Here is a 20,948-nt window from a genome sequence, read left to right on the forward strand (position 1 = left end):
AGCACGTCCATGCTCTGGGCGCGGGTGGTGCGCGGCGCGGCTTCGAGCGCGAAGGCCGTGAGGCCGGCCGTGGCCAGGCGCTGCAGGCCGGCCGCATCGAAGGGGTTGAGCATGCCGATGACCACGGTGCCGGGCTTCATGAGCGCGGTTTCGGCATCGGTGGGGGTGCGCACCTTGAGCACCATGTCGGCCGCGAAGGCGGCGTTCATGTTGACGATCTCGGCACCGGCGGCCTCGTAGGCGACATCGGTGACGCTGGCTGCAATGCCAGCCCCGGACTGCACGCGCACGGTGTGCCCGGAAGCGGCCAGTTTCTTCACCGTCTCGGGCGTTACGGCCACGCGGGTTTCGCCGGCCATTGTCTCGGCAGGCACGCCTATCAGCATAGGATGTCCTTGTTGTATGACCGGACACGAGAATGCACGGCGTCGGCCGTGCTTCCCGCGTCACCTGAGAGCCGCCGGTGCGGACAAAAGCAAGTCGAACGCTCAGGCGGTCGCGCCTACTTGGTACAGCTCGACGCGCGTGCCGTCGGGATCGGTCACGTAAATGGTCAGCCCGTACGGTCCGTCATGCAGGTCTTCTTGAAACTCGATATTCGCCTTCTTCAGCCTGTCGCGCAGTGCGCGCACGTCGTTGACCTCGAATGCCATGTGATCGATCTGCCGGTGCGAAGGCGCCCGCCCGCCGACGATGGCTACACCTTGATGGAAGGCCGTGAACGGCCGGCCATCAGCCAGTGGCTTTGCGGGTCGGACCGTGAAACCGAGTTGGTCGACGTAGAACGAGGTCGAGCGCGGCACGTCCTGCACCATCAGAAGCATGTGGCCGTAGCTCAGCGTGCGAGGCGCGGACTTCGCGTCGATCCAGCCGCGCATCTCCGCCGCATCGGAAATCTCGCAGAAGTACTGCTTCCAGACCTTCTTGGCCGTCTCTTCCCACTCTGCATTGACGCCCGAGATGCAGTCGTTCAGTGCCACCACGTCGTAGTCGCGCAGATAGGCCTCACGGATGCTGGTTTCGACGCATGCATTGGCAGTGGTTCCGGCCACGAAGAGCGTGCGCGTGCCCAGCATCTTGAGCATCATCTCGAGGCGCGTTTCGTAAAAGGCGCCAAAGCGATGCTTGCGGATCACGTAGGCCGGATTGGCGGCCGCCAGAGGCTTCAATTCTTCGACGATCTCTTCGTCCCAGGTGCCGGCGAGCGCCGACACCTGCTTGCGACGCGAGGTGTGGCCCGCGAGCTTCTTGTGCGCGCGGCTCGCGTCGACCGCGAAGTGTTCCTGCACGGTCCAGATCACTGGAATGCCCGCGGCTTGGCAGCGCGGAATGAGAGCCGCAAGCACCGGCACGATCGCCGACAGGCGCTGTGTGTCGACGCCTGAAATTCCAAGCGTGCCCTTGTCGTGGATGAATGCGTTTTGCAGGTCGATGACCAGCAGCGCCGAGGTTTTTGGATCGAGGTTGTCGAGGTCCATCATTTTTCCTTCATGTCGATGCCGAGCACGCCGTTGCGTCCCCAGCTTTCTTTGGGCGTGTCGTGAATCACGACGTGCAGGTGGTCGGGCTTGCAGCCCGCGTGGTCGACCATGGCCTGGGTAATGGCCTTGACCAGGTTACGTTTTTGGTCGACCGTGCGGCCTTCCCACATCTCGACGATCACGAATGGCATGTCAGTTTTCCTCAGGTTGAATGCCGGCCCAGCGGGGGACCGTGGGCGCAAAGCCCGTCACGAAATCGTTGCCGGCGCGGTCTTCGCCGCGCACCAGCCAGAGCGGCCGCGTGGTGTAGTTGATGAGCGGCTGCTCTTCCATCGCGATCCAGTTGGCCAGCGCACGCCCGTCGCGCACGAACTGGCTCGTGCCCGGCATGTAGCGGATCACGAACAGCGGCGCGCAGGGGTCCAGCACCGGCAGGTTCTGTGCAATGGCGTCGAGCGACAGGAAAAAGACTTTCTGCACGGCCGTCGGCGCAACCAGCACCACGGCGCCCGCCAGCGGCAATGCCGGCCAGTAGCGTCCCTCGCGCCTTGTTTCAACGAAGCGCCTGTAGGCAGCGGCCTCGAGATGCAGTTCGGTGTCCCACAGCACGATATCTGGGCCGATCAGCCGCTCGACGTTGTCCAGGATTTCCGGGTCTTCGCAGAGGTCCAGGAAACACCAGGCATCCGTCAGCGCCGATGCGTGCCCCCACGGGCTGTGGATACCCGACAACCGCTCCGCACGAAGCGGCGGCTGCCGGATCGCAAGTTGGCGCGCGGCCGCATGCATGGCGCCGATGCGCTGCGCGAGGCTTCTCACGGCCGGCGCCACGCTGCCCATCAGGGGTTCGCAGAATCCAGTTTCCATGGCTAGGCCGGCACGGACAGACAACGACCACGACCGAAGTGGCTCTCGTCGACCTGGCCGTTCTCGTAGACCACCGCGCCACGAGACACGGTCAGCACGGGCCAGCCCTTGAGTTTCCAGCCTTCGTAGATGCAGGTTCCCTTCCCCGTGTGGTGTACCGTGCGTTCTTCGTCGAGATCGACCAGCACCAGATCGGCGTCGAAACCGACCTCGATATTGCCCTTGCGCGGCCAGAGACCGAAGCGGCGTGCCGGATTTGCCGAGTTCAGCTGAACCAGTCGCGACAATGCCAGGCCACGCTGATGCACGCCGAAATGAAGCATCAACGGCAGTTCCCATGGAAACGACACCACGCCGGGCAACTCGGTCCAGAGATCCTCGAGCTTCTTCGGCAGGAACGGCACATGGTCGGTGCCCAGGCTGTAGACCGAGCCGTTCAGGATGCCGCGCCAGAGCCCGTCCTGCTCTTCCTTGTCGCGCAGTGGCGGAGAGATCTTGGCACGCATGTCGAGGTCGCTGTCATAGGCCGTCCGGGTCAGGTAGTGCTGGCAGGTCTCGACCGTGACGTGCACGCCGCGTGCCTGCGCCTCGGCGGCCAGCACCGGCCCCATGCCCACCGAAGTGTGGACGAGGTGCAGCGAGCAGCCCGTGCGCTCGGCCAGGAAGATCATCCGGCGGATCGTCTCGACCTCGCAGAAGGCTGGCCGCGACTCGGTATAGGCGGCAAGATCCTGCCGACCTGTGGCCTTGATCTCGTTCTTCATCCACGAGGCGATCTGGGTGTTCTCGCAGTGGACATTGATCACGCCGCCCGGGATCTTCGCGAGGATGCGCATGGCAGCGTATACCCATCCGTCGGTTGCCGGCACGATGCCGATGGGGTTGTCGGGTTCGTAGCCGAAGTAGCACTTGAACGAGCGCACGCCCGTCTTGGCGACGATCTCGGGAATTTCCGCGATGTGTTCCTCGCGCTGGATCCCGAAGTGAAAACCGAAATCGATGATCGAATTTTCTTCGCCGATGGCCTTGCGCTCCTCGTAAAACGGCAAGTACGAAGGCTTGAGATTGCGGATATAGAGCAGCGCGGTTGTGACTCCTCCCGAAGCCGCTGCAGCCATCTCGGTGCGCATGTCTTCCGCGTATGGATACTTGACGCCAAGGTGGCAGTGCGGGTCCACTACGCCCGGCATCAGCACGCGGCCGCCGGCATTGATTTCGCGATGGCCCTTCGGCAAGGCGCTGTCGGCGCCCGTGAGGACGATCCTTCCGTCCTTGATGGCCACCCCGCCGTGGAACTCTCCGTCATGACGCACCACACGTGCGTTTCTAATCACAAGGTCGGCGCTCATTGGGATTCCTTCAGGATGTTCTCGATTCGTCGTTGCACGCCGCTCCACTGGCTGCGTCCGACAGTGATGGGTGCGCGCGCACCGAGGCCACGGGCCCAGATGAACTTGAGCCCGAGTTCCTGCGCCGCATCGCGGTCGATGCCGCCCGGCGGCGCCGCGAGGTCCACCAGCAAGGCGTGCTTGGGAAGCGTCTGCAGCAGCTCCCGACCGAGCACGCGTGCAGGCACGCTGGCGATGACAATGTCGGTGCCAGGCAGCACCTGCGCCAGCTCTGTCAGATCGTGAGATTCGGCCCCGGCCGCATGCGCCGCGGCACGCTGCACGGCATTGCGCGCGGCAACATGCACTCGCGCGCCCAGCGCCAGCAGGGTATGGGTGACCAGCGAGCCGATGGTGCCCTGTCCGACCAAGCAGATCCTGGCGCGGTGGATCGTGATGTCGGTGTTCTCGATCAGCACTTTGAGCATTCCCTCGACGATCGCAGGACCGCGCAGCAGCATCAGGTCTTCGTCCCACTCGTATTCGTGAAGGGCGATGCTCAGTGCTTCGCAATGCGCCTTGAGTTTGGGGTCGGCCCAGCCCAGGACGATGTGGCCGCCCTTGCGCATGCCCGCGAGCATCTCGCGGTCCGGAACGATGCGCTGCTCGCATTGCGGCGCGAACAGCGCGCCATCGGGCGCAATGCCAGGGATCGGGAACAGCGCAATGTCGGCGCCTTCCAGCGCCTCTCGCGCGCTGTCGCAAGCTCGCACCCCGGCAAGTCCCTGCTCAGGCCAGGGAAAGCCATAGGCGCGCACCTCGGCGCCGGCCGCCACGGCGCAGCGCGCGATCTCCTGCTCGCGGCGGTCGCCGCCGACGATGGCGATGACGAGTTGATTCCAGTTCATGATGGCCTCACACGTTGAATAAGTTCGGATCTGGAAAGGCCGGCAATGCCCATCGCCTCGGCGCTGCGGCCACCCTGGCGGTAATCAATACCAATCAGCGTTTGCGCCAGCGTGAACAGCGACTGCGCGACCGGCGTGGCAACGCCAGCAATGGCCGCGAGCTCAAGGAAGGGCAACAGGCCGTGGCCGAAGTCCTCGCGGTAGTAGCGGTGCTGCAGCGAGTCCGGCCCCTTGATGCGCTTGTTGGCCTCGCCACCCGCAATCGCGGCCACGAAATCTTGGGTGTCGGTGACCGAGGGCTCGACGGTGCCGATGAGCTTCATCTCCTCCACAAGATTGGGCAACCGATGACCGAAGGCGGCGGCCACCGCGAGCCGCTCGTCGTCCAACGCGCGCATGGTGCGCGCCACGCCGGCCGTCATGGCCTGCACGTAGAAGGTGAAGTCGCCCTGCGTGGCTTCCACCCACGCCGCGGCCAGAACGGCGCCGGGCGGATGCAGCACCAAATTGGCATTCGCCAGCGCCGATGCCAGCACGTCCGCGACAGGTGACGCCCCGGGAAACAAGGTGCACGCCGTCCGCAACGCGGCGTCGCCACCCGGCAGTGCCGCCGCCCGCACCTGCTTGGCACGGCCGGACACGGTGACGCTGTCGGGCTGGTATTTGCGCGCGACGTAAGTCAACGTCGAGAACTCGGCGATCGGCGGCAGGTCGGCACGCACGCTGCGATAGGCGTGGGCGAAGTCCAGTGCGCCGCCGGTGTGACCAGGATTCAGCACCACCGGCCGGTCGGCCGGCCAGCCCGCGTCGGCGAGCGCGCGCGCCACGGGCGCATGCGAAAAGGTCGGGAGCGTCACCACCGCGGCGTCGGCGCCCCGTACGGCTTCGGCCAGGTTCGCAGTAATCAGTCGGGGCCGCGCGATGCCCTCGCCTAGCACGCCGGCATAGCGCACACCGCCCAAGGCTTGGAACGGCGCCAACGTTTCGGCGGACCGGTTCCACAGCACGACTTCGTGGCCGGCCTGCGTGAGCTCGGCCACAGCCGCAGCACCTCCGGCGCCCGCACCCAATATCGATATCTTCATGGCTTGATCGCTCCGGTCAATGGGCGACGAGAACGCCTTGGGCCTCGAACACCTCGCGCACCTGGCGCACGAATTGCTGGAACCCCGGGTTCTCATGAATGCCGCTCCAACGCCGCGGCCGCGAAATGTCGATCGTGAGATCGAGGTCGACGCGACCGGGCCGCGGCGACATCACGATCACGCGGTCGGCCAGGAACACGGCCTCGTCGATACCGTGCGTGATGAAGAGTACCGTGTTGCCGAGCCTCATCCACATGGTCTGCAGGTCCATGATCATCTGCTCGCGCGTCAGTGCATCGAGTGCGCCGAAGGGTTCGTCCATCAGCAGGAGGCCTGGTTCCTGGATGAGCGCGCGACAGATCGCCACGCGCTGGCGCATGCCGCCCGACAGCTCGGATGGAAACTTGTCGGCGAAGCCCTTGAGGCCGACCTGAACCAGCAGGTCGCGCGCGCGATCGGCGTACGCCTTGCGGTCGAGGCCTTTGATCTCGATGGGCAGAAGGATGTTGTCCAGGATGCTGCGCCAATACAGGAGCAGGTCGGACTGGAACACCACGCCGGCCTTGGGATGAGGCTTCAACACCTGGTCTCCGTCGATGCTCAGGCGGCCCGAGGACACCGGTGTCAGGCCGGCCAGCAGCGACAGCAACGTGCTCTTGCCGCAGCCGCTCGGGCCGACGATGGCCACGAAACTTCCGGGGGTGATGTCGAGGTCGACACGGTCGAGTGCGAGCACGTCGTCGCCGGCGCGCACCTCGTAAGACTTGGACACCCCTTCGATGGTGACGGTTGCGGCACTGCTCATGACAGCCTCTTCCAACAATTCATGTCGTTCTTCATCATTTGGCACTTTCACGGTGGAACGAAACCTTGCTCTCGACAATGGCAAGGACGAAATAGAGCAGCACGCCGATCAGCGAGATCGTGACGACGGTCGCGAAGTTGAGGGTGGTATCGAATTGCGAGTTCGCCTGCAGCTGCAGATAACCGAGGCCGCGCTCGGCGGCGATGTACTCGCCGATGATTGCGCCGATCACAGCCAGCGAGATCGCCACCTTCAGGCCGCCGAAGATGCTCGGCAGCGCGGCCGGCAAACGCACCTTGAAAAAGGTCTGCGACTCGCTCGCACCCATGGAGCGAACCATGTTGACGAGTGCCTTGTCAAGCGACTGAAGGCCGACCACGGTCGAGATCACGATTGGGAAGAACGAGATCAGGAACGCCAGGCTGATCTTTGGTGCCCAGCCATAGCCAAGATATAGAACGAGCAGTGGAGCCAATGCGATCTTCGGCACCGTTTGCAACGCCACCAGCAGCGGATACACGGCACGCTCGAAGACCTTCGAATAGAAGATCGCAAGCGCCAGCGGGATACCTATCAGCACGCCGAGCAGGAAGCCCCCGAGCACTTCGAGCAGCGTGACGTAGGAATGGGTCGCAAGCAAGTTGAAGTCGGTGACCATTCGTTTTGCGATGGCCAGCGGCGTTGGCAGCACGAACTCCGACAGGCCGGCCAGCGGAACCGCGAACTGCCAGATCAGGAGAATCGCCACCGCCAGAAGCAACGATGCATAGCGCTCGAGCGGGTTGATCCGCGGTGGCTTCTTCTTCACGATGCGAACAGCGGGCATGGCGACGAACGGGGGATGTTTGAGTTCAGTCATGGGGCCTCGACTCACTGCGCCAGCAGATCGTTGGTGAAGAAGGTTTCGGTCGGCTTGGGCGTTCCGATGGATTCATCGGTCTTCAGTAACTCGAGCGCCTGGACGATGGTTTTCGGGTCGGTCCAGCCCGTGGGCTTGCCGGACTGGGTCTCGATGGCTTCCATCGTGGCTCGCACCTGCGCTTCGATTACATCGGCCGATGGCCCGCCCTGCCAGGCCTTGGCGATGGCGGCGGTGGCGGCCTTCGGGTCCTTGCGCGTGGCGTCGATACCTTCGTTGACCGCTGCCAGGTAGCGCTTGAGGACGTCCGGCTTCTTTGCGATCAGGGCGTTGCTGGAGACCGCGGCCAGACCAGGGATCGCCAGGCCGTACTGCGCCAGGTCGAGCATTGGAAACTTGGTGCCCACACGTGCTTCGATCACCGGCAGGTCGTTGTTCTTGTAGAGGCTGACCACGTCGACCTGCTTTTGCAGGAACTGCGGCACGCGCGACTGCGCGTCCATCTGCACTTTCTTGACCTTGCTGCAATCGATCTGGTTCACCGCGCAGAAAACCGAAAGGTACGAGGTGCCCGTCTCGCCCACGGAATGCGCGATTGACTTGCCTTCGAGATCCTTCGGCTTCAACACCGGCTTGTCGATCTGCGAGATCAGCACCACCGGGGTCTTCGGCTGGTAGAGCGCAATGATCTTGACCGGCATGCCCTTCTGGATGGCGGAAGCTGCAAAAATCGCAGGCATCACAACCACGTCTTCCTGCCCCTGCAGCAATGCGCCCAATGCCGCCGGGGCACCGGCGCCCTCGCCCATCCGCACCACCAGATCCTTCGAGGCGTACAGGCCCTTTTCCTGTGCCAGATAGAGATGGGCATATTCGCCCTTGAGCTTCCAGCTGAATCGAACCTTGACCTCATCGGCGGCCCACGCCGACGAAGCCAACGCGAACGCTGCAACCAAGGCGCCCGCCCTGAGCCTGCAAGTCATCGAACTACCCGAATGATGGAATCGCATGAAATACCTGCCATTTCGTTGAGTGGTGAACGGAACAGACGCTTGCCGTTGAGGCTTGATGGGCTTAGGGTTGCGTCACATCGCAGCCATGTGGCGCCCATTGATCACAGAGTGTGATCACACTTATAATCAGCGCCAACAGGGTTAACCCGGACCCCTCAAGAAACATCGAACCGAAGAGAGCTATCCATGCAAGAGACCGTCGAACGCCCGCAACGCGAGGCCACCGCAGAACCCAGCAAACGGGCTCGCGGCAGCGTCCCCGAGGAAGTCTTTCAGCGCCTGCGGCGAGGGCTGATGGTGGGCGCCTTCGTCCCAGGCCAGGTGATGAGCCTGCGCAAGTTGGCGAGCAGCTTCGGCACCAGCGCAATGCCGATCCGCGAAGCGCTCACGCGACTGGTGGTGATCAACGCACTGGAGGACACGTCGTCCGGATCGGTCCGCGTGCCGCACCTGACCCCCAAGAAGCTCAACGAACTATTCGCTGTTCGCGAGATGATCGAAGGGGAGGCCACCGAGATGGCCTGCCGCAATTGCACGCCCTCCCTGCTGGCCAATCTGCATGCCGTCAACGAGGAATTGCTCGAGGCGATCGCCAAGCGCAATCTGATCGGCTGCCTTTCGTCGAACCAGCGCTTTCACTTCACGCTGTACCAGGCGTCGGGGACCGAAGTGTTCATGCCGCTGATCGAGTCGCTTTGGCTGCAGTTCGGACCCACCATGTACCTGTCGCTGCTGTCGCCCGACATGCCATGGGACGCCTCCGCACACGTCGAGATACTCGAAGGGCTGAAGGCAAAGAAGCCCGCCGTCGCCAAGCGTGGCGTGCTGCGCGACATCCGCAACACGGCCTTGTCGCTCGCACCCGCACTCGGTGCCCAGCAGACCTCCGACCTCCTGACGGCCCCGCTCGACGATCTCTACTTCGGCAGCTGAGGTACCTCCCACTATGAAAGGCTTGAACAGCATGACACAGCCAGGACATGACTTGCGCCTCGAACAACTCGGCATCGAGTTGCCAAAGGCGGTTGCTCCTGCAGCGAACTACGTGCCGGCGCGCAAGAGCGGCTCCTTCGTCTACATAGCGGGACAGGTTCCGACCGCCGACGGCAAGGACCGGTACGTCGGCAAGGTCGGCAAGGACGTGTCGATCGAAGAGGCCCAGAAAGCCGCCCGGCTGTGCGCCATCAACATCCTGGCCCAGCTGCGCACTGCGCTGGGCGGAAGCCTCGACAGCGTGGTCGGTTGCATTCGCCTGGGCGGTTTCGTCAACGCTACGCCCGAGTTCGGCGACCACCCAAAGGTGATCAACGGCGCGTCCGACCTGATGGTCGAAGTATTCGGCGACGCAGGGCGACATGCCCGCGCGGCGGTGGGCTGCAACTCGCTGCCGCGCAACGTGGCCGTCGAAGTGGATGCCATTTTCGAGATCGGCTGAGATGAACCGCCTCGGTTCGAAAGACGACGGCCGCGTGCCCATCCATGTGTTGACGGGCTTCCTTGGCAGTGGTAAGACAACCCTGCTGCGCCATTTGCTGGCCGACAACCATCTGGCAGACACCGCGGTGGTCATCAACGAATTCGGGGAAGTCGGCCTGGACCATCTGCTGGTGCGCGAAGTCGCCGAAGACGTCGTGCTTCTCAGCTCGGGCTGCCTGTGCTGCTCCGTGCGCGACGACCTGGTGTCTACGCTGGCCGAGCTGCATGGGCTGATGCGAGTCGGCGAGATTCCGGCCTTCGCTCGCGTGGTCGTCGAGACCACCGGGCTGGCCGATCCCGCGCCGATCATGCAAGCCATCCTGAGCGAGCAGAGCCTGGTCCCCTGGTTCCGGATGGGCCAGGTGATCACGACTGCCGATGCCGTGAATGCGGAGCAGACCTTGACTCGCCATCGCGAAGCCAGGCAGCAGCTCGCTTGCGCCGATAGGGTGATCCTGACCAAGGCCGACCTGATCGACGAATCCGATTGCACCGTGCTGTTGGACAAGCTCCGGGCAAGGAATCCGTCGGCCAGCCTGAAGATCTCGCGCAAGGAACAGCTGCCCGCAGCCGAGATATTGGAAGCGATCGATGCCCAATGGCGCCGTTCGGTCGTCCCTGCGCAGCTCGCGTCGGACGACGATCCGCTGCGAATGCCGGCGATTCCCCATGCGCCCGGACACGACGAAGCGATCAAGACTTTCACGGTGCGGCTGCCACAGCCGGTCGAATGGGCACACTTCGTCGACTGGCTGGAGCTGCTGCTCGCAAGCCGGGGCGATGCGGTCCTGCGAGTCAAGGGATTGCTGTCAGTCAGCGACGATGAGCGACCCGTGGTCGTGCAAGGCGTCCAGCACGTGCTCTATCCGATCGAACGGCTGCCGGCATGGCCGGACGAATCGGCCCGGCCCGGCTGGATCGTTTTCATTGCGCGCGACCTGACGCAGCGTGCAATCGAAAACTCACTGCGCAGCGTCTACGAGCACAGCCTGGTATGAAGAGGTGGCGTCGAACGGGGCGGCGCTGACCTGCCGACCGCGCCGCAGCACCACGCGGCCGCCCGGACGGCGCGCGAGCGCGTCGTCGAACGACGAGGCCGGAACCAGCACCAGGTCGGCCACGTCTCCGACTTCGATGCGCCGCCGTCCGCCGCAGACCAACGCCGTGAGCGCCTCCGGGTCATCGACGTGCGAGGCCATTGCGCCGACGAAGGCGGTCTCGAGCATGTCGCCGTCGCCGGCGGCGTCCAGCGGCTGCGGACGCTGCGCCGATGCCGCGAAAGCGCGATTGGCATGCGCATGCAGATTGACGAGCGAAGGCAGCGCCAACAAGTGCGGCTTCACAGTGCCGACGGCCGGCAAGATCGCGGCCACGCGCTCGCTTTCCAGCGTGACGTCGAAGCTGCCCGCCCGGCCGCCGAGCGCGCGCCTCGAAGGATCCGTTGCATCAGTTGCCGTTGTCGTAGAGCGTGGTGGTGGTTTCGACGTTTTCATCGTGCAGGCCGGCCCGCTCGACGGCCGCAGCAGCCAGCTCCCTGGCCTTTTGGCGCAGCGCGGGTTCGTCGACGCCGTGCACCTTGCCGTCGCTGTAGAGCGTTTTGCCGTCGACCCAGGTCTGCGAGATCGACGCGGTGGATGCCGAGAAGACGAGCGCCTGCAGCGGATCGTGGAATGGCGTCCATTCGATGTGGTCGAGGTCGAACAGGATGAAGTCGGCCTTCTTCCCGATTTCGAGCGAGCCGATGTCGTGATCCCACATCGCCGCCTTGGCGCCGTCGATGGTGGCCGCCCGGAGCGCCTGGCGGGCCGTGAACACATCGGGCTTCATGCGCGCGTCCTTGAACATGCCCGCAACGATCAGCATCTGCCGCATCAGGTTCATGTTGCCGGCCGCTGACACACCGTCGGTGCCAAGGCCCACCGTCACGCCGGCGGCAACCATCTCCGGGTACTTGCCGATTGCCGTCGCGCCCTTGCCGAGCTTGAACGACGAGCAGGGGCAGAACGCCACCTTGGCGCCGCGACTGGCCAGCAGCGCCACCTCGTCGTCGCTCACGGCGGCGCCGTGCGCGATCACCAAGTTGGAGCCGATACCACCCGCGCGGTCAATCCGCGTGATCGGCCAGCAGCCATACTTTTCCTCGCAGACCTTCGCCTCTTCGATCGAGGTCGCCAGGTGATAGGTGGTGCCGACGCCAAGCCGCTCGGCGAGCTTTTGCGCGCCGACGTGAAGTTCGAGCGTGCACGGCTCTTTTCCCTCGATGTTGACCCAGCACCGCACCCGCCCATCGAGTGCGCCGTCGTACTTGCGAACGCAGGCCTCGAGTTCCGCAAGCGCTGCTTCCGCACTGGGGAAGAAATGATGGCGCGCCATTTCTTCGGTCCAACCACGTGGCAGCTCGGGCGGCGGGTTGTCCGCAGCGTGGCGACCTGTCACGCCGCGGATACCGGTCTTTTCCATCGCCCGTACTGTGATTCCAGGGTCGTACTGCGACCCCATGTCGATGAAGCAGGTCGTACCGTTGCGCAGCATCTCGGTGATACCGAGCAGTGCGCCCCAATACTCGTCCTCCTCGGTGATGTGGGCATAGAAGGGCTTGGCCCAATGGAAGACCCAGGCTCGCGTGTTCAAGTTGTCCGGAAACACGGCGCGAGACAGCGTCTCCGACAGATGGACATGGCTGTCGACGAAGCCCGGGCAGATGCCGAGCATGCGGCCGTCCATGACGCGGTCGAAGGCCTCGCCTCGGTGTCGCGCCGCCACCTCGGCGGCCGGACCGATGTCGACGATGCGGTCGTCATCGAGCAGGATGCTGGCGTTGCGCAACACAGTGTCGTTGGCATCGACGAGGAAGGCGAATTCAAGGTGCTCGATGAGCGTACGCATGACAGGTGTCTTTCGAGATCGGGTTATCGGGCCGCTGCTCAGCCCTTGACGACCAGCAGCTTGTCGGTGTTGGCGTAGTCCGACAGGAGTTCGCAGCCACTGGCGGTGACCAGCAACATGTCCTTGTTCTGCATACCGAAGCCATGCCCCGTTTCATAGCACAACGGCTCGAAGCCCAGCACCATGCCCTCCTCGATCACGGCGTCGCTGCCGGGACGGCCCAACACCGGCGTCTTGCCGAGGTAGGGGTCCTCGTGCAGATGCAGGCCGATGCCATGACCGACGAACGAGATCGGTGGCAACTTCATCTCGGCCAGCTTGGCAATGAAAGCGTCGTAGATGCCGCGGCAGCTGGCACCCGGCTTCACCATCTCCATGATGCGGTACTTGCAGTCGACCAGGTGCTGCCAGATGGCCTCGGCATGGGGCGGCGCCTCGTGCACGACGGCGGTCCGGCAGACGCCGGCTTGGTAGCCGTCGATCACCGAAAAGATCTCGACTCGGCAGACATCGCGTGGCGTGAGCCTGCGATCGCTCGGGCCGACGTTCGGCAGCACGCTGCGCTCGCCAGTGGCGATGATCATCAATTTGAAGTGCTCGGCACCCAGCGCATAGACGTTGCGCGTCAGGTGTCCGGCGATGTCCATCTCCGAATCGCCCGCCTTCACCGCTGCTAGCGCATCGGTGATGGCTTGATCTGCAATGCGCGAGAGCCGACGCAGCAAGGCGATTTCGTCCGGCGTCTTGATCTGACGCAGCCGTGCGAGGATCTGCTCGCAGTGCTCGAAACGAGCCTCCGGAAGCGCCTTCTGCAGGCGTGCGAAGTCGCCCGCCGGCAGGTAGTCCATCTCTATGCCGATGCGGCCTTGTCCAAGGCCGAGCTTTCGCAACTGATCGGCCAGCACTGACATCGCGTCGTCAGTGAACTCCGCCCAGATGCGGGTCGATACGTCCGGTGCATGGCGCTTCACCGTGCTGGCCTCCATGTCCACCGAGAACAGTTCGGTGCGGCCGTTCGCCGTCACGATGGCCATCGCATGGCGATGCCGGATCAGTGGCTGCGACGGGACGACGAAGCCAGTGGCGTAAGCGTAGTTTTCCGGCGAGCACGAGACCATGGCGTCGAGCTTGTGTTCGGCGATCGCCTTGATCTGCCGATCGATGATTGCTTTGCGCATCTGGAACCTTCCTTGGATGAATGTTGACGAGTGCGAGGCGCCGCTCAGTCGCGGACGGTGTACTTCTCGACCTTGGCCAGATCGACGTCGATGCCCATGCCCGGTGCCGTCGGCACCTCGATGCCGCCATCGACGAGCTTCATGGGAGCGACGATCAGGTCGTCGCGGTAGTAGATGCCGCCGACTTGGCCGTGCTGCCATTCAGCCGGCGTTGACACGGGCACCACGCACGACAGCGTGGCCGCAGGCGCCGCAGCGGCCAGATGGACGTTGGCGAGGTTGCCTATGCCGGTCTCGACCGAGCCATTGACGTTGCAGATGATCCCGGCCGCGCGACACACGGCCGCGACCTCCATGGCCTTGTAGAGGCCGCCGGGTTTGGTGCTGTAGATCGATACGATCTGCGCCGCGCGCCGCTCGCTGATCTGGATCACGTCGTGCGCGTTCCATGCCGATTCGTCGGCCATCACCGGCGGGTCGATGGCCCGCGCCACTTCCGCGATGCGTTCTATGCCCATCACCGGTTGCTCCACGTATTTGAGCCGGTACGGCTCCATCGCACGCACCGTCGCGATGGCTTCGCCGGGCGTTCGATAGCCCTCGTTCGCATCGACGCACAGTTCGATGTCGTCGCCCACCGCCCCCCGGATGGTCCGCACCATGTCGATGTCACGCTTGGCATCAACGCCGATCTTGATCTTGATCGTCTTGATACCTTCGGCAGCAACCTGCGCCACTTCCTTTTCGGCTTCTGCGATCGGGATCAAGCCGATCGAATGCGTCACCATCACGCGCGGTCGCACCTTGCCACCGAGCAGCATGTGCACTGGCAGGCCGAGCCACCGGCCCGTGACGTCGTAAGCGGCGAATTCGACCGCGGCCTTGGCGTACGGATAGCCACGGATTACCGCGTCCATGCGTGCATGCATCTCCGCGAAATTCCCGAGCTCAACACCAATCAGCGATGGTGCAAGGTACTTCTCGATCACCGTCTTGGCGATGAGCGTGGACTCGCCGAAGTAGCGCCCAAATTCGCCGCCCCAATCTTTTAGCGCAGGCGCCTCGCCCCAGCCTGTGCGGCCGTCGCTGTCGACGACGCGGGTCAGCAGATAACGGCCGATGGATTCGGTCAGGCCGGTCCATTTGTGTTCTCTGCGCGTGGGAAGCTGAACAAGCAACGTTTCTATGGATTGGATCGTCGGCATCGAGAAACTCCTCGGATTTCTAGGCAGGTCTTGGCAGCCCATCTGCAAAGACCTGATTGTGATCACATTTTGTGATCAAATTATGCGAGTGTCAACGGGTCTTGCGCTGAGACGCAGAATTCGCAGACCAACAAGCTGCGGATGCAGCAATTCAGGAGACAGATGTGGTCATCGAGATAACCAACTACTACGCGCTGCCCGGGCAGTTCGAGGCCGTCCTGGCGCAGCGCGAACACGCGAGCCAGGTCCGTGCGGAACTGGGATTGCCAGCCGGCCGGATCTTCAGGAAATTGGAGGGCGCGGGGCCGGATGTGCGTTGGGAGTGCTACTTCGAGAACCGTGCCGCGTACGAGGCCGATCTTGCAAGGCGCAACAACTCGGCCGAGTTCCGAGCGGCTCGCGAATGCATGCACACGCTACTTGAGCGTTTTGAGCGACATCTTCAGACGGAAGCCGATACCTCGCGAATCGTTGCTGATCCTCTTCGAAACTGTTGACTGGAAAAATGCCGCTGCCATCTGCGGTTACTTCGCCGAGTATGTTGAGGAACCGGCTCAAGGTCCGACAGTTGAGTTTGCTTGCTGCGCTCGGCGCGGTTCCCTCGCCGCACAGCGGCCGACCAGTTGGGCATGAGCCAGCCTGCGGTGACCCGGCTGCCGCATGAGCTTGAGGAGATGCTCTGCTGCCGGCTGTTCGAGCGCACAAACCGAGGTCCGATTCCGACGGGTGCGGGCCAGCTTCTGATCCGGCACGCGACAGTATTTTTGGCTGGCATCGACAAGATCTACGAGGATGCGCGTTCGCTGAAGATCGGCATCACAGGAGCCCTCCGAGTGGGCGTGGCCACAGGAGGAAGACCGACATCGTGCCGTCTGCCATCGGCCTTGGCTCCAGTGGGTGACGTAAAGAGTACTCATCCGTTTGCCGGCATAACCGGCCGGCCCCATCGATGCGCTGCCTCAGCACCGTGGCCGCGCGGATTAGAGGCAGCCCGAAGCCGAGTGCCGAATTTCAAGCCGGGTCAACCAATGATTGCCGCGCTGCAAAGGCTGCTGCTTGCAGCGGTCTATAGGCGAACAGCCGGACCCCGCTGCGCTCAGTTCATTTCCGTCAAAGCCTCCTTGACACCCTGTTCTCGCAGCGGCGTGTCGCCGCCTTCGAGGTGCAGGGCGGCATGCGACGGCACGGGTGTTGCACAGTCCTTATGGATCACGCCGTCCTTCATCACCAATTGCACCTTCGCAGGGTCCGTCAGCAGCGACAGGTTCTTCAGCGGATCGCCGTCGACCAGGACGATGTCGGCGAGAAATCCCGCCTTCAACTGTCCGAGCTCATCCGGCCGCTGCATGATCTGCCCGCCCAGGCGCGTTGCCGCCATCAACGCTTCCTTGGGCGTCATGCCGATGTAGTCGACAAAGTACTGGAGGTCGTTGGCATTGGTTCCGTGCGGCATCCATGCAAAGCCGTAGTCCCCGCCGGGCAGGATGCGAATGCCGCGCTTGTGCATCTCGCGCAATGAGGCCGACGCAATCTCCAGCTCGCGCTTGTAGCCCATCTGCGTCGCCACGGCCTCGGTAATGCCGTATTCAGCCGCGTTGTAGGTCGTACGAATGAGCCAGCCGATGCCGGGCGCCACAAAGTGCCGGTCCTTCGCCGCCTCCAGCATGTCCAGCGCTTCCGAATCGGCAAAGCTCGCGTGGTAGACCATCTCGATGCCGTGGCGCACGCATTGTTTGACCGACTCGCTCGATCGCGCATGTGCCGCCATGCGCTTGCCGTAGCGCTTGGCTTCTTGCGCCAGCATGGCGACTTCGTCTTCCGCAAACGGCGACATCTCCGCCGGCAAGCCTGCGATGTACTCGCCCGACAAGTTGATCTTCAGGTGGTCGACCCCGTACTTGATGAAGGTGCGAGCCGACCTACGGATCTCTTCGGGGCCGCTGCACACGCTGCCAAAGCTCAGTTCCTCGAACTTCATGTGCGGCAGCGTGTTGTCACCCAGTGCGCCGATGGTGGTGATCTCCTGGCTGCCCGCCAGGTAGCGCGGGCCGGGGAATTCTCCCGCGTCGATGGCGTTGCGCAAGACCACGTCCAGCCGTGGCTTGGCCGCTGCCGCGCCGATCGCCGAGGTCCATCCCATGTCGAGGTAGCGCTTGGCCACGCGCACGCACCAGAGCATGTGCTCTTCGGGCGGCATGAACTGGATGGCCGCGAGCGACGGCTGGTCGTTCCAGGAGAAGTGCGTGTGGGCCTCAGTCATGCCCGGCATGAGAAAGCGGCCCTTGCCGTCGATCACGCGCGCGTCGTCGGTGCTCACGCGCTTCGGAAAGCGAACGACTTCCATGATGCGCTTTCCTTCGACGAGAAGATCGCCGGTGTACGGGTCTTCGCCCGAGCCGTCGAAGATGCGGACATTGGTAAATGCAATACGGGTCATCGTTGTCTCCTCCGGCTTGTGCCGGGCCATGGGTTGTCGAAAGGGGGGACCTGGCGTCGTCTCAGCGGAGCGCCGCATAGAAGGCTTCGAGTTCTTGTACGCAGCGCTGCGGCTGCTCGAAAGTCGTCCAGTGGCCGCATTCATCGAGCACAACGAGACGACTGCCGACGATGCGTTCCTGCATGGCGTGAACGTTGGCCACCGGGGCTACGACGTCTTGGTCGCCGGTGACCAACAGCGTCGGAACGTCAATGTGTTCGAGCGCGGCCGCCTCTGCATCGGCGAGCGCCGCACAGCTCTGCGCGTAGCCCTCGGGCGACTGGCGCATGACGCTCTCGCGCACCAGCGCGAGCACTGCCGGTTGCTGTTCCTTCGTCTGCGTGCTCGTCGCGGCCTTCACGATGGCATCGGCGATGTCCTGCATGGCTGCCACACCGCCACGTGCCGCGTTGGCACGGGCCGCGATATTGGAGCGCGTGGCATCCGGAGGCGCAGCCAGCGGGCCGAAGAGCGCCAGCGATTTCACCATACCAGGGCTACGCAGTGCCAGGTGCTGAGCGACGATCGTGCCCATCGAGTGCGCCATCACATGCACCGACCCGACGTCGAGCGTCGAGAGAAGCCTCAGCATCGCGTCCACGTAGTGCTCGATCGACAGGGCCTTGCCATCCGCCGGCAGCGGTGACCTCGCGCTGCCGGGCAGGTCGGGCCTGATGCGGCGAAAACCACCGAGTGCCGGCAACACGGGTGTCCAGTTGTTCGACGAGCCGCCCAGCCCGTGGATGCACAGCAGTGCCGTGCCGTCGCCGTCGATCTCGACGGTGAGGTCATTCAGAACTTGGGTCGTCATTGCGCAGCCCCTCAGACGAACTTGTTCTCGATGGCGCCCAGCCGATCGATCTCCACACGCACCACGTCGCCCGCGCGCAGGTAGCGCGGCGGGCTCATGCCCATGCCCACGCCAGCCGGCGTGCCGGTAGCGATGACATCGCCGGGGTACAGCGTGATGCCGCGCGAGATAGTCTCAATCAACGTGGGGATGTCGAAGATCATGTTCTCGGTCGGGCCGTCTTGGCGCAGCTCGCCATTGACCCAGCAGCGCACGCGCGTCTTGGTGCCGTCGAACTCGTCGGCCGTAACGATCCACGGGCCCATGGGGCAGAAAGTGTCGAAAGACTTGCCCAGATCCCATTGCCCATGGCGCATCTGCACATCGCGCGCGGTCACGTCGTTGACGACCGTGTAGCCGAACACGTGCGACATCGCAGCGGCGCGCGTGATGTTCTTGCCGCCCTTGCCGATGACCACCGCCAGTTCGGCCTCGTAGTCGATTTGCGTGGACACCTCGGAAGGCACGAGCACGTCGTCATGCGGGCCCACGACGCACTCAGGCACCTTGGTGAAGACGATGGGCCAGTCGTCGGTCTTGGCCATGTTGTCCTTGAACACGGAGGCAGCCAGTTCCTTGGCATGCGCGTGGTAATTGCGGCCCACGCACCAGAGGTTGCGACGCGGCTTGGGCAACGGCGCATCGAGCACCACATCGCCCAGGTTGACGGCCGGACCGGCAGCCTCCGGAAGCGAGCCGCCCTCGGCCAGGGCTTCGATCAGCGTCAGTACGCCGCTGTCGGCTTGGGCCTGCGTGAGTTCCAGTGGGGTGACGGTCTTCCCGTCTGCGGAGACGAGGCCGACCTTGCGGTGACCTTCGCTCGTGAAAGTGGCGATTCGCATAAAGGTTTGCTCCTGTGTATTAGCGATGCGCCAACTTTAGAAATTGCGAGCCGAGCGCGCTTATCGGCCGATCCAACGGCGTATCAAATCGTCTGGTGTGCTCCTAAGGACTTACCCGAGGCGCTGTGCCGGTCAGGGGTGTGGGGAGGAACAATCGCCGCAAACGACCTCGATGAAGCACGCAGATGCAGGAAGCCTATGCACTCCACGAAGGCGCGTTCGGCACGGCGATCGTCCTGGAGGCGAGCGCCAATCTGGTGTCGCACGCGCACTCGGAAACGCAGCTCGCCCTTTGGCTGGGCGGAGCGCGGGCGTGCGCGCACGTTGGTACGGAAACCGTCGACTACAGCGAAAGCGTGGCGCTGGGGGTGAACGCGTTCGAGGCGCACGACATGGTGCGCCTGGACCATGCTGGTTCGAGCCTGTTCATCGTCTTCATGATCAAGAAGGACTGGCTCGACGCGCTGGGCCAAGCGAAGGACCGCAGCTTCCAGTTTCCGTCGCCCCGCGTGCCCATCGGCGACGCGCTGCGGCGTTCATGCTGGCGGGTGCTGGACCTGATGATCTGCGCGGGGACCGGACGCGAACAGGTCGACAAGGAGGTGGAGCGCCTGTTGGAGGCCGCCATCGCGGCTTCCACGACGGGCGGCGAAGCGCCGCCCGTGGCCGGTGGCATCGGCGTCACGCTGGACCATCGCCTGCGCGCCGCCATCGCCCACATGCGTGCGCATGTCTCGGAGAAGACGACCATCGACGAGATCGCGGCCAAGGTCGGCCTGTCGCGCGCGCACTTCTTCGCGCTGTTCCGCGATCAACTGCACACGACCCCGCAGGTGTTTTGGAGCGGCGTGCGCGTCGAGGAGGCGATGCGGCGTGTCAGCGAAGGGGGCGAGCTCACGGACGTCGCGCTCGACCTGGGTTTTTCGGCGCCGGGGAACTTCTCGCGCTTCTTCAAGGAGCACACCGGGATTTCGCCGTCGATCTTCAAGCGGGCCACGCGCGCGCCTTCACCTGTCACGGTCACAGGAATTCCGCGCGAGAGGCAGGGCTTCTAGGCGAACCGAAGCTGATGCCATGTAAGTCAATCTCTTCGCAATTCTGCGACGTCGTTCGGTCAAGAACGTCATGTGCAAATTGCAGGCTGCCCATCAATCAGCGCACCGGTAACGAGGCGTGAATCAGCGCAGCGATTGCCTTGCAAGCGTCGATGCGTTGACGTCCATGCGATACCGGAAAACTCGCGCGTCGATGAGTTCTCCATACTTCTGCACCGGCGCTCCCAGTCGGGCGATGATTTTCCCGGCAGCGGCCTCGCTGGTGCACTCGACGAGGACGTAGCAGTCCTCGCTGCCCACGTAGCCCGAATCCGCCGTCACCGGCCTGGAAAGGCCAGCATCGGCCTCGACAAAGTGGATCGAAGCCGTGCCCGGTTGGTCGAGCACTTCCAGAACGCCCGCAAGCGCCGGCATCATGGCCGGATCGCCGGACGGCCGAAGTCGCATCAGTGCAACTGCGACGCCTCGCGCGCCCCCCGCGCTGTGCACAAGGCGTCCGACCACGCGCGTCGGCGCGATGAATCGGGAAATGTGGTGATTCGACCACTCGGTCTGGCTCGCCAGGGCTGCCCGGTAAGGCGCACTGTCCAGCACATCGAACCGCGTGGTGTTGTAGATCTGCAGGTAGCACGTC

At 63.9% G+C, this 20,948-nt stretch carries 22 protein-coding genes and 3 pseudogenes; 7 read left to right on the top strand and 18 right to left on the bottom strand.

All coding sequences use genetic code 11. The features are described from left to right. The 7 genes from AC1DMS_RS31230 to AC1DMS_RS31260 all read right to left on the bottom strand — a co-directional run. The coding region (locus AC1DMS_RS31230; RefSeq protein ID WP_478182123.1) for a Rossmann-fold NAD(P)-binding domain-containing protein at window positions 1-386 on the bottom strand (386 nt) is incomplete at its 3' end. A 102-nt stretch (window positions 387-488) separates the two neighbouring features. Then, window positions 489-1,478, bottom strand: a complete 990-nt coding sequence (locus tag AC1DMS_RS31235; RefSeq protein ID WP_015866072.1) for an isochorismatase family protein — start codon at window positions 1,476-1,478, stop codon at window positions 489-491. After that, complete coding sequence (locus tag AC1DMS_RS31240) at window positions 1,478-1,672, bottom strand: 2-hydroxymuconate tautomerase (protein WP_015866073.1); 195 nt, start codon at window positions 1,670-1,672, stop codon at window positions 1,478-1,480. The genes AC1DMS_RS31235 and AC1DMS_RS31240 overlap by 1 nt, the downstream gene beginning before the upstream one ends. A gap of 1 nt (window position 1,673) precedes the next feature. Beyond that, on the bottom strand, window positions 1,674-2,348 hold the full coding sequence (locus AC1DMS_RS31245; protein ID WP_015866074.1) for a hypothetical protein: 675 nt from the start codon (window positions 2,346-2,348) through the stop codon (window positions 1,674-1,676). 2 nt (window positions 2,349-2,350) lie between these two features. Continuing rightward, entirely contained in the window at window positions 2,351-3,697 is a 1,347-nt protein-coding gene (locus AC1DMS_RS31250; protein WP_015866075.1) for an amidohydrolase family protein, read from the bottom strand. Then, window positions 3,694-4,584 (bottom strand): dipicolinate synthase subunit DpsA, encoded by an 891-nt coding sequence (locus AC1DMS_RS31255; RefSeq protein ID WP_015866076.1) that lies wholly within the window; start codon window positions 4,582-4,584, stop codon window positions 3,694-3,696. The genes AC1DMS_RS31250 and AC1DMS_RS31255 overlap by 4 nt, the downstream gene beginning before the upstream one ends. After that, window positions 4,581-5,669: an NAD/NADP-dependent octopine/nopaline dehydrogenase family protein gene (locus AC1DMS_RS31260; RefSeq protein ID WP_015866077.1), complete on the bottom strand. Its 1,089-nt coding sequence runs from the start codon at window positions 5,667-5,669 to the stop codon at window positions 4,581-4,583. Before AC1DMS_RS31260 ends, AC1DMS_RS31255 begins: the two co-directional genes overlap by 4 nt. A gap of 19 nt (window positions 5,670-5,688) precedes the next feature. On the opposite strand from AC1DMS_RS31260, the pseudogene AC1DMS_RS31265 reads away from it, so the two are divergent. Further along, window positions 5,689-5,763 (top strand): annotated as a pseudogene (locus AC1DMS_RS31265) (hypothetical protein); the annotation flags it as partial. Between the two features lie 225 nt (window positions 5,764-5,988). On the opposite strand, the pseudogene AC1DMS_RS31270 reads toward AC1DMS_RS31265, so the two are convergent. The 3 genes and pseudogenes from AC1DMS_RS31270 to AC1DMS_RS31280 all read right to left on the bottom strand — a co-directional run. Beyond that, a pseudogene (locus tag AC1DMS_RS31270) lies at window positions 5,989-6,474 on the bottom strand (ABC transporter ATP-binding protein); the annotation flags it as partial. 34 nt (window positions 6,475-6,508) lie between these two features. Next, window positions 6,509-7,333, bottom strand: a complete 825-nt coding sequence (locus tag AC1DMS_RS31275; protein WP_015866079.1) for an ABC transporter permease — start codon at window positions 7,331-7,333, stop codon at window positions 6,509-6,511. An 11-nt stretch (window positions 7,334-7,344) separates the two neighbouring features. Continuing rightward, window positions 7,345-8,289, bottom strand: coding sequence for an ABC transporter substrate-binding protein (locus AC1DMS_RS31280; RefSeq protein WP_478080777.1), 945 nt, complete (start codon window positions 8,287-8,289; stop codon window positions 7,345-7,347). Between the two features lie 243 nt (window positions 8,290-8,532). Here AC1DMS_RS31280 and AC1DMS_RS31285 point away from each other — a divergent pair, with 243 nt between their 5' ends. The 3 genes from AC1DMS_RS31285 to AC1DMS_RS31295 are packed head-to-tail and all read left to right on the top strand — an operon-like array spanning window position 8,533 to window position 10,820. After that, window positions 8,533-9,279 carry a GntR family transcriptional regulator gene (locus AC1DMS_RS31285; RefSeq protein ID WP_015866081.1) on the top strand — a complete coding sequence of 249 codons (747 nt, stop codon included), beginning with the start codon at window positions 8,533-8,535 and terminating at the stop codon, window positions 9,277-9,279. Window positions 9,280-9,331: 52 nt separating this feature from the next. Continuing rightward, window positions 9,332-9,781, top strand: a complete 450-nt coding sequence (locus AC1DMS_RS31290; RefSeq protein WP_478080776.1) for a RidA family protein — start codon at window positions 9,332-9,334, stop codon at window positions 9,779-9,781. A gap of 1 nt (window position 9,782) precedes the next feature. Further along, window positions 9,783-10,820: a CobW family GTP-binding protein gene (locus tag AC1DMS_RS31295; protein WP_015866083.1), complete on the top strand. Its 1,038-nt coding sequence runs from the start codon at window positions 9,783-9,785 to the stop codon at window positions 10,818-10,820. On the opposite strand, the gene AC1DMS_RS31300 is transcribed toward AC1DMS_RS31295, so the two are convergent. The 4 genes from AC1DMS_RS31300 to AC1DMS_RS31315 are packed head-to-tail and all read right to left on the bottom strand — an operon-like array spanning window position 10,785 to window position 15,091. Beyond that, a complete protein-coding gene (locus AC1DMS_RS31300; RefSeq protein ID WP_150106903.1) occupies window positions 10,785-11,315 on the bottom strand; it encodes an amidohydrolase family protein in 531 nt (176 codons plus the stop codon). The genes AC1DMS_RS31295 and AC1DMS_RS31300 overlap by 36 nt on opposite strands. Beyond that, on the bottom strand, window positions 11,269-12,708 hold the full coding sequence (locus AC1DMS_RS31305) for an amidohydrolase family protein (RefSeq protein ID WP_015866084.1): 1,440 nt from the start codon (window positions 12,706-12,708) through the stop codon (window positions 11,269-11,271). The genes AC1DMS_RS31300 and AC1DMS_RS31305 overlap by 47 nt, the downstream gene beginning before the upstream one ends. 38 nt (window positions 12,709-12,746) lie before the next feature. Further along, entirely contained in the window at window positions 12,747-13,886 is a 1,140-nt protein-coding gene (locus AC1DMS_RS31310) for a M24 family metallopeptidase (RefSeq protein WP_015866085.1), read from the bottom strand. 44 nt (window positions 13,887-13,930) lie between these two features. Beyond that, complete coding sequence (locus tag AC1DMS_RS31315) at window positions 13,931-15,091, bottom strand: enolase C-terminal domain-like protein (protein WP_015866086.1); 1,161 nt, start codon at window positions 15,089-15,091, stop codon at window positions 13,931-13,933. Between the two features lie 164 nt (window positions 15,092-15,255). Between AC1DMS_RS31315 and AC1DMS_RS31320 the strand changes: the two genes are divergently transcribed. After that, a complete protein-coding gene (locus AC1DMS_RS31320; RefSeq protein ID WP_015866087.1) occupies window positions 15,256-15,588 on the top strand; it encodes a hypothetical protein in 333 nt (110 codons plus the stop codon). An 81-nt stretch (window positions 15,589-15,669) separates the two neighbouring features. Then, a pseudogene (locus AC1DMS_RS31325) lies at window positions 15,670-15,816 on the top strand (helix-turn-helix domain-containing protein); the annotation flags it as partial. Between the two features lie 371 nt (window positions 15,817-16,187). On the opposite strand, the gene AC1DMS_RS31330 reads toward AC1DMS_RS31325, so the two are convergent. The 3 genes from AC1DMS_RS31330 to AC1DMS_RS31340 form a co-directional block, all read right to left on the bottom strand. After that, window positions 16,188-17,528, bottom strand: a complete 1,341-nt coding sequence (locus AC1DMS_RS31330) for an amidohydrolase family protein (RefSeq protein WP_015866088.1) — start codon at window positions 17,526-17,528, stop codon at window positions 16,188-16,190. 61 nt (window positions 17,529-17,589) lie between these two features. Beyond that, window positions 17,590-18,378 (bottom strand): alpha/beta fold hydrolase, encoded by a 789-nt coding sequence (locus AC1DMS_RS31335; protein ID WP_015866089.1) that lies wholly within the window; start codon window positions 18,376-18,378, stop codon window positions 17,590-17,592. An 11-nt stretch (window positions 18,379-18,389) separates the two neighbouring features. Next, complete coding sequence (locus AC1DMS_RS31340) at window positions 18,390-19,259, bottom strand: fumarylacetoacetate hydrolase family protein (RefSeq protein ID WP_015866090.1); 870 nt, start codon at window positions 19,257-19,259, stop codon at window positions 18,390-18,392. Between the two features lie 185 nt (window positions 19,260-19,444). Here AC1DMS_RS31340 and AC1DMS_RS31345 point away from each other — a divergent pair, with 185 nt between their 5' ends. Continuing rightward, a complete protein-coding gene (locus AC1DMS_RS31345; RefSeq protein ID WP_015866091.1) occupies window positions 19,445-20,314 on the top strand; it encodes a helix-turn-helix domain-containing protein in 870 nt (289 codons plus the stop codon). Between the two features lie 123 nt (window positions 20,315-20,437). Here the strand turns inward: AC1DMS_RS31345 and AC1DMS_RS31350 are convergent. Continuing rightward, window positions 20,438-20,948: hypothetical protein (locus AC1DMS_RS31350; protein WP_478182124.1), on the bottom strand; the 511-nt coding region annotated here is incomplete at its 5' end.

This window comes from Variovorax sp. 05T418, from assembly GCF_056396385.1.

Coding starts and splice junctions, on each gene's coding strand:
- AC1DMS_RS31235 (WP_015866072.1), bottom strand. CDS start 1,478: ATGGACCTCGACAACCTCGATCCAAAAACCTCGGCGCTGCTGGTCATC.
- AC1DMS_RS31240 (WP_015866073.1), bottom strand. CDS start 1,672: ATGCCATTCGTGATCGTCGAGATGTGGGAAGGCCGCACGGTCGACCAA.
- AC1DMS_RS31245 (WP_015866074.1), bottom strand. CDS start 2,348: ATGGAAACTGGATTCTGCGAACCCCTGATGGGCAGCGTGGCGCCGGCC.
- AC1DMS_RS31250 (WP_015866075.1), bottom strand. CDS start 3,697: ATGAGCGCCGACCTTGTGATTAGAAACGCACGTGTGGTGCGTCATGAC.
- AC1DMS_RS31255 (WP_015866076.1), bottom strand. CDS start 4,584: ATGAACTGGAATCAACTCGTCATCGCCATCGTCGGCGGCGACCGCCGC.
- AC1DMS_RS31260 (WP_015866077.1), bottom strand. CDS start 5,669: ATGAAGATATCGATATTGGGTGCGGGCGCCGGAGGTGCTGCGGCTGTG.
- AC1DMS_RS31275 (WP_015866079.1), bottom strand. CDS start 7,333: ATGACTGAACTCAAACATCCCCCGTTCGTCGCCATGCCCGCTGTTCGC.
- AC1DMS_RS31285 (WP_015866081.1), top strand. CDS start 8,533: ATGCAAGAGACCGTCGAACGCCCGCAACGCGAGGCCACCGCAGAACCC.
- AC1DMS_RS31295 (WP_015866083.1), top strand. CDS start 9,783: ATGAACCGCCTCGGTTCGAAAGACGACGGCCGCGTGCCCATCCATGTG.
- AC1DMS_RS31300 (WP_150106903.1), bottom strand. CDS start 11,315: ATGAAAACGTCGAAACCACCACCACGCTCTACGACAACGGCAACTGAT.
- AC1DMS_RS31305 (WP_015866084.1), bottom strand. CDS start 12,708: ATGCGTACGCTCATCGAGCACCTTGAATTCGCCTTCCTCGTCGATGCC.
- AC1DMS_RS31310 (WP_015866085.1), bottom strand. CDS start 13,886: ATGCGCAAAGCAATCATCGATCGGCAGATCAAGGCGATCGCCGAACAC.
- AC1DMS_RS31315 (WP_015866086.1), bottom strand. CDS start 15,091: ATGCCGACGATCCAATCCATAGAAACGTTGCTTGTTCAGCTTCCCACG.
- AC1DMS_RS31330 (WP_015866088.1), bottom strand. CDS start 17,528: ATGACCCGTATTGCATTTACCAATGTCCGCATCTTCGACGGCTCGGGC.
- AC1DMS_RS31335 (WP_015866089.1), bottom strand. CDS start 18,378: ATGACGACCCAAGTTCTGAATGACCTCACCGTCGAGATCGACGGCGAC.
- AC1DMS_RS31340 (WP_015866090.1), bottom strand. CDS start 19,259: ATGCGAATCGCCACTTTCACGAGCGAAGGTCACCGCAAGGTCGGCCTC.
- AC1DMS_RS31345 (WP_015866091.1), top strand. CDS start 19,445: ATGCAGGAAGCCTATGCACTCCACGAAGGCGCGTTCGGCACGGCGATC.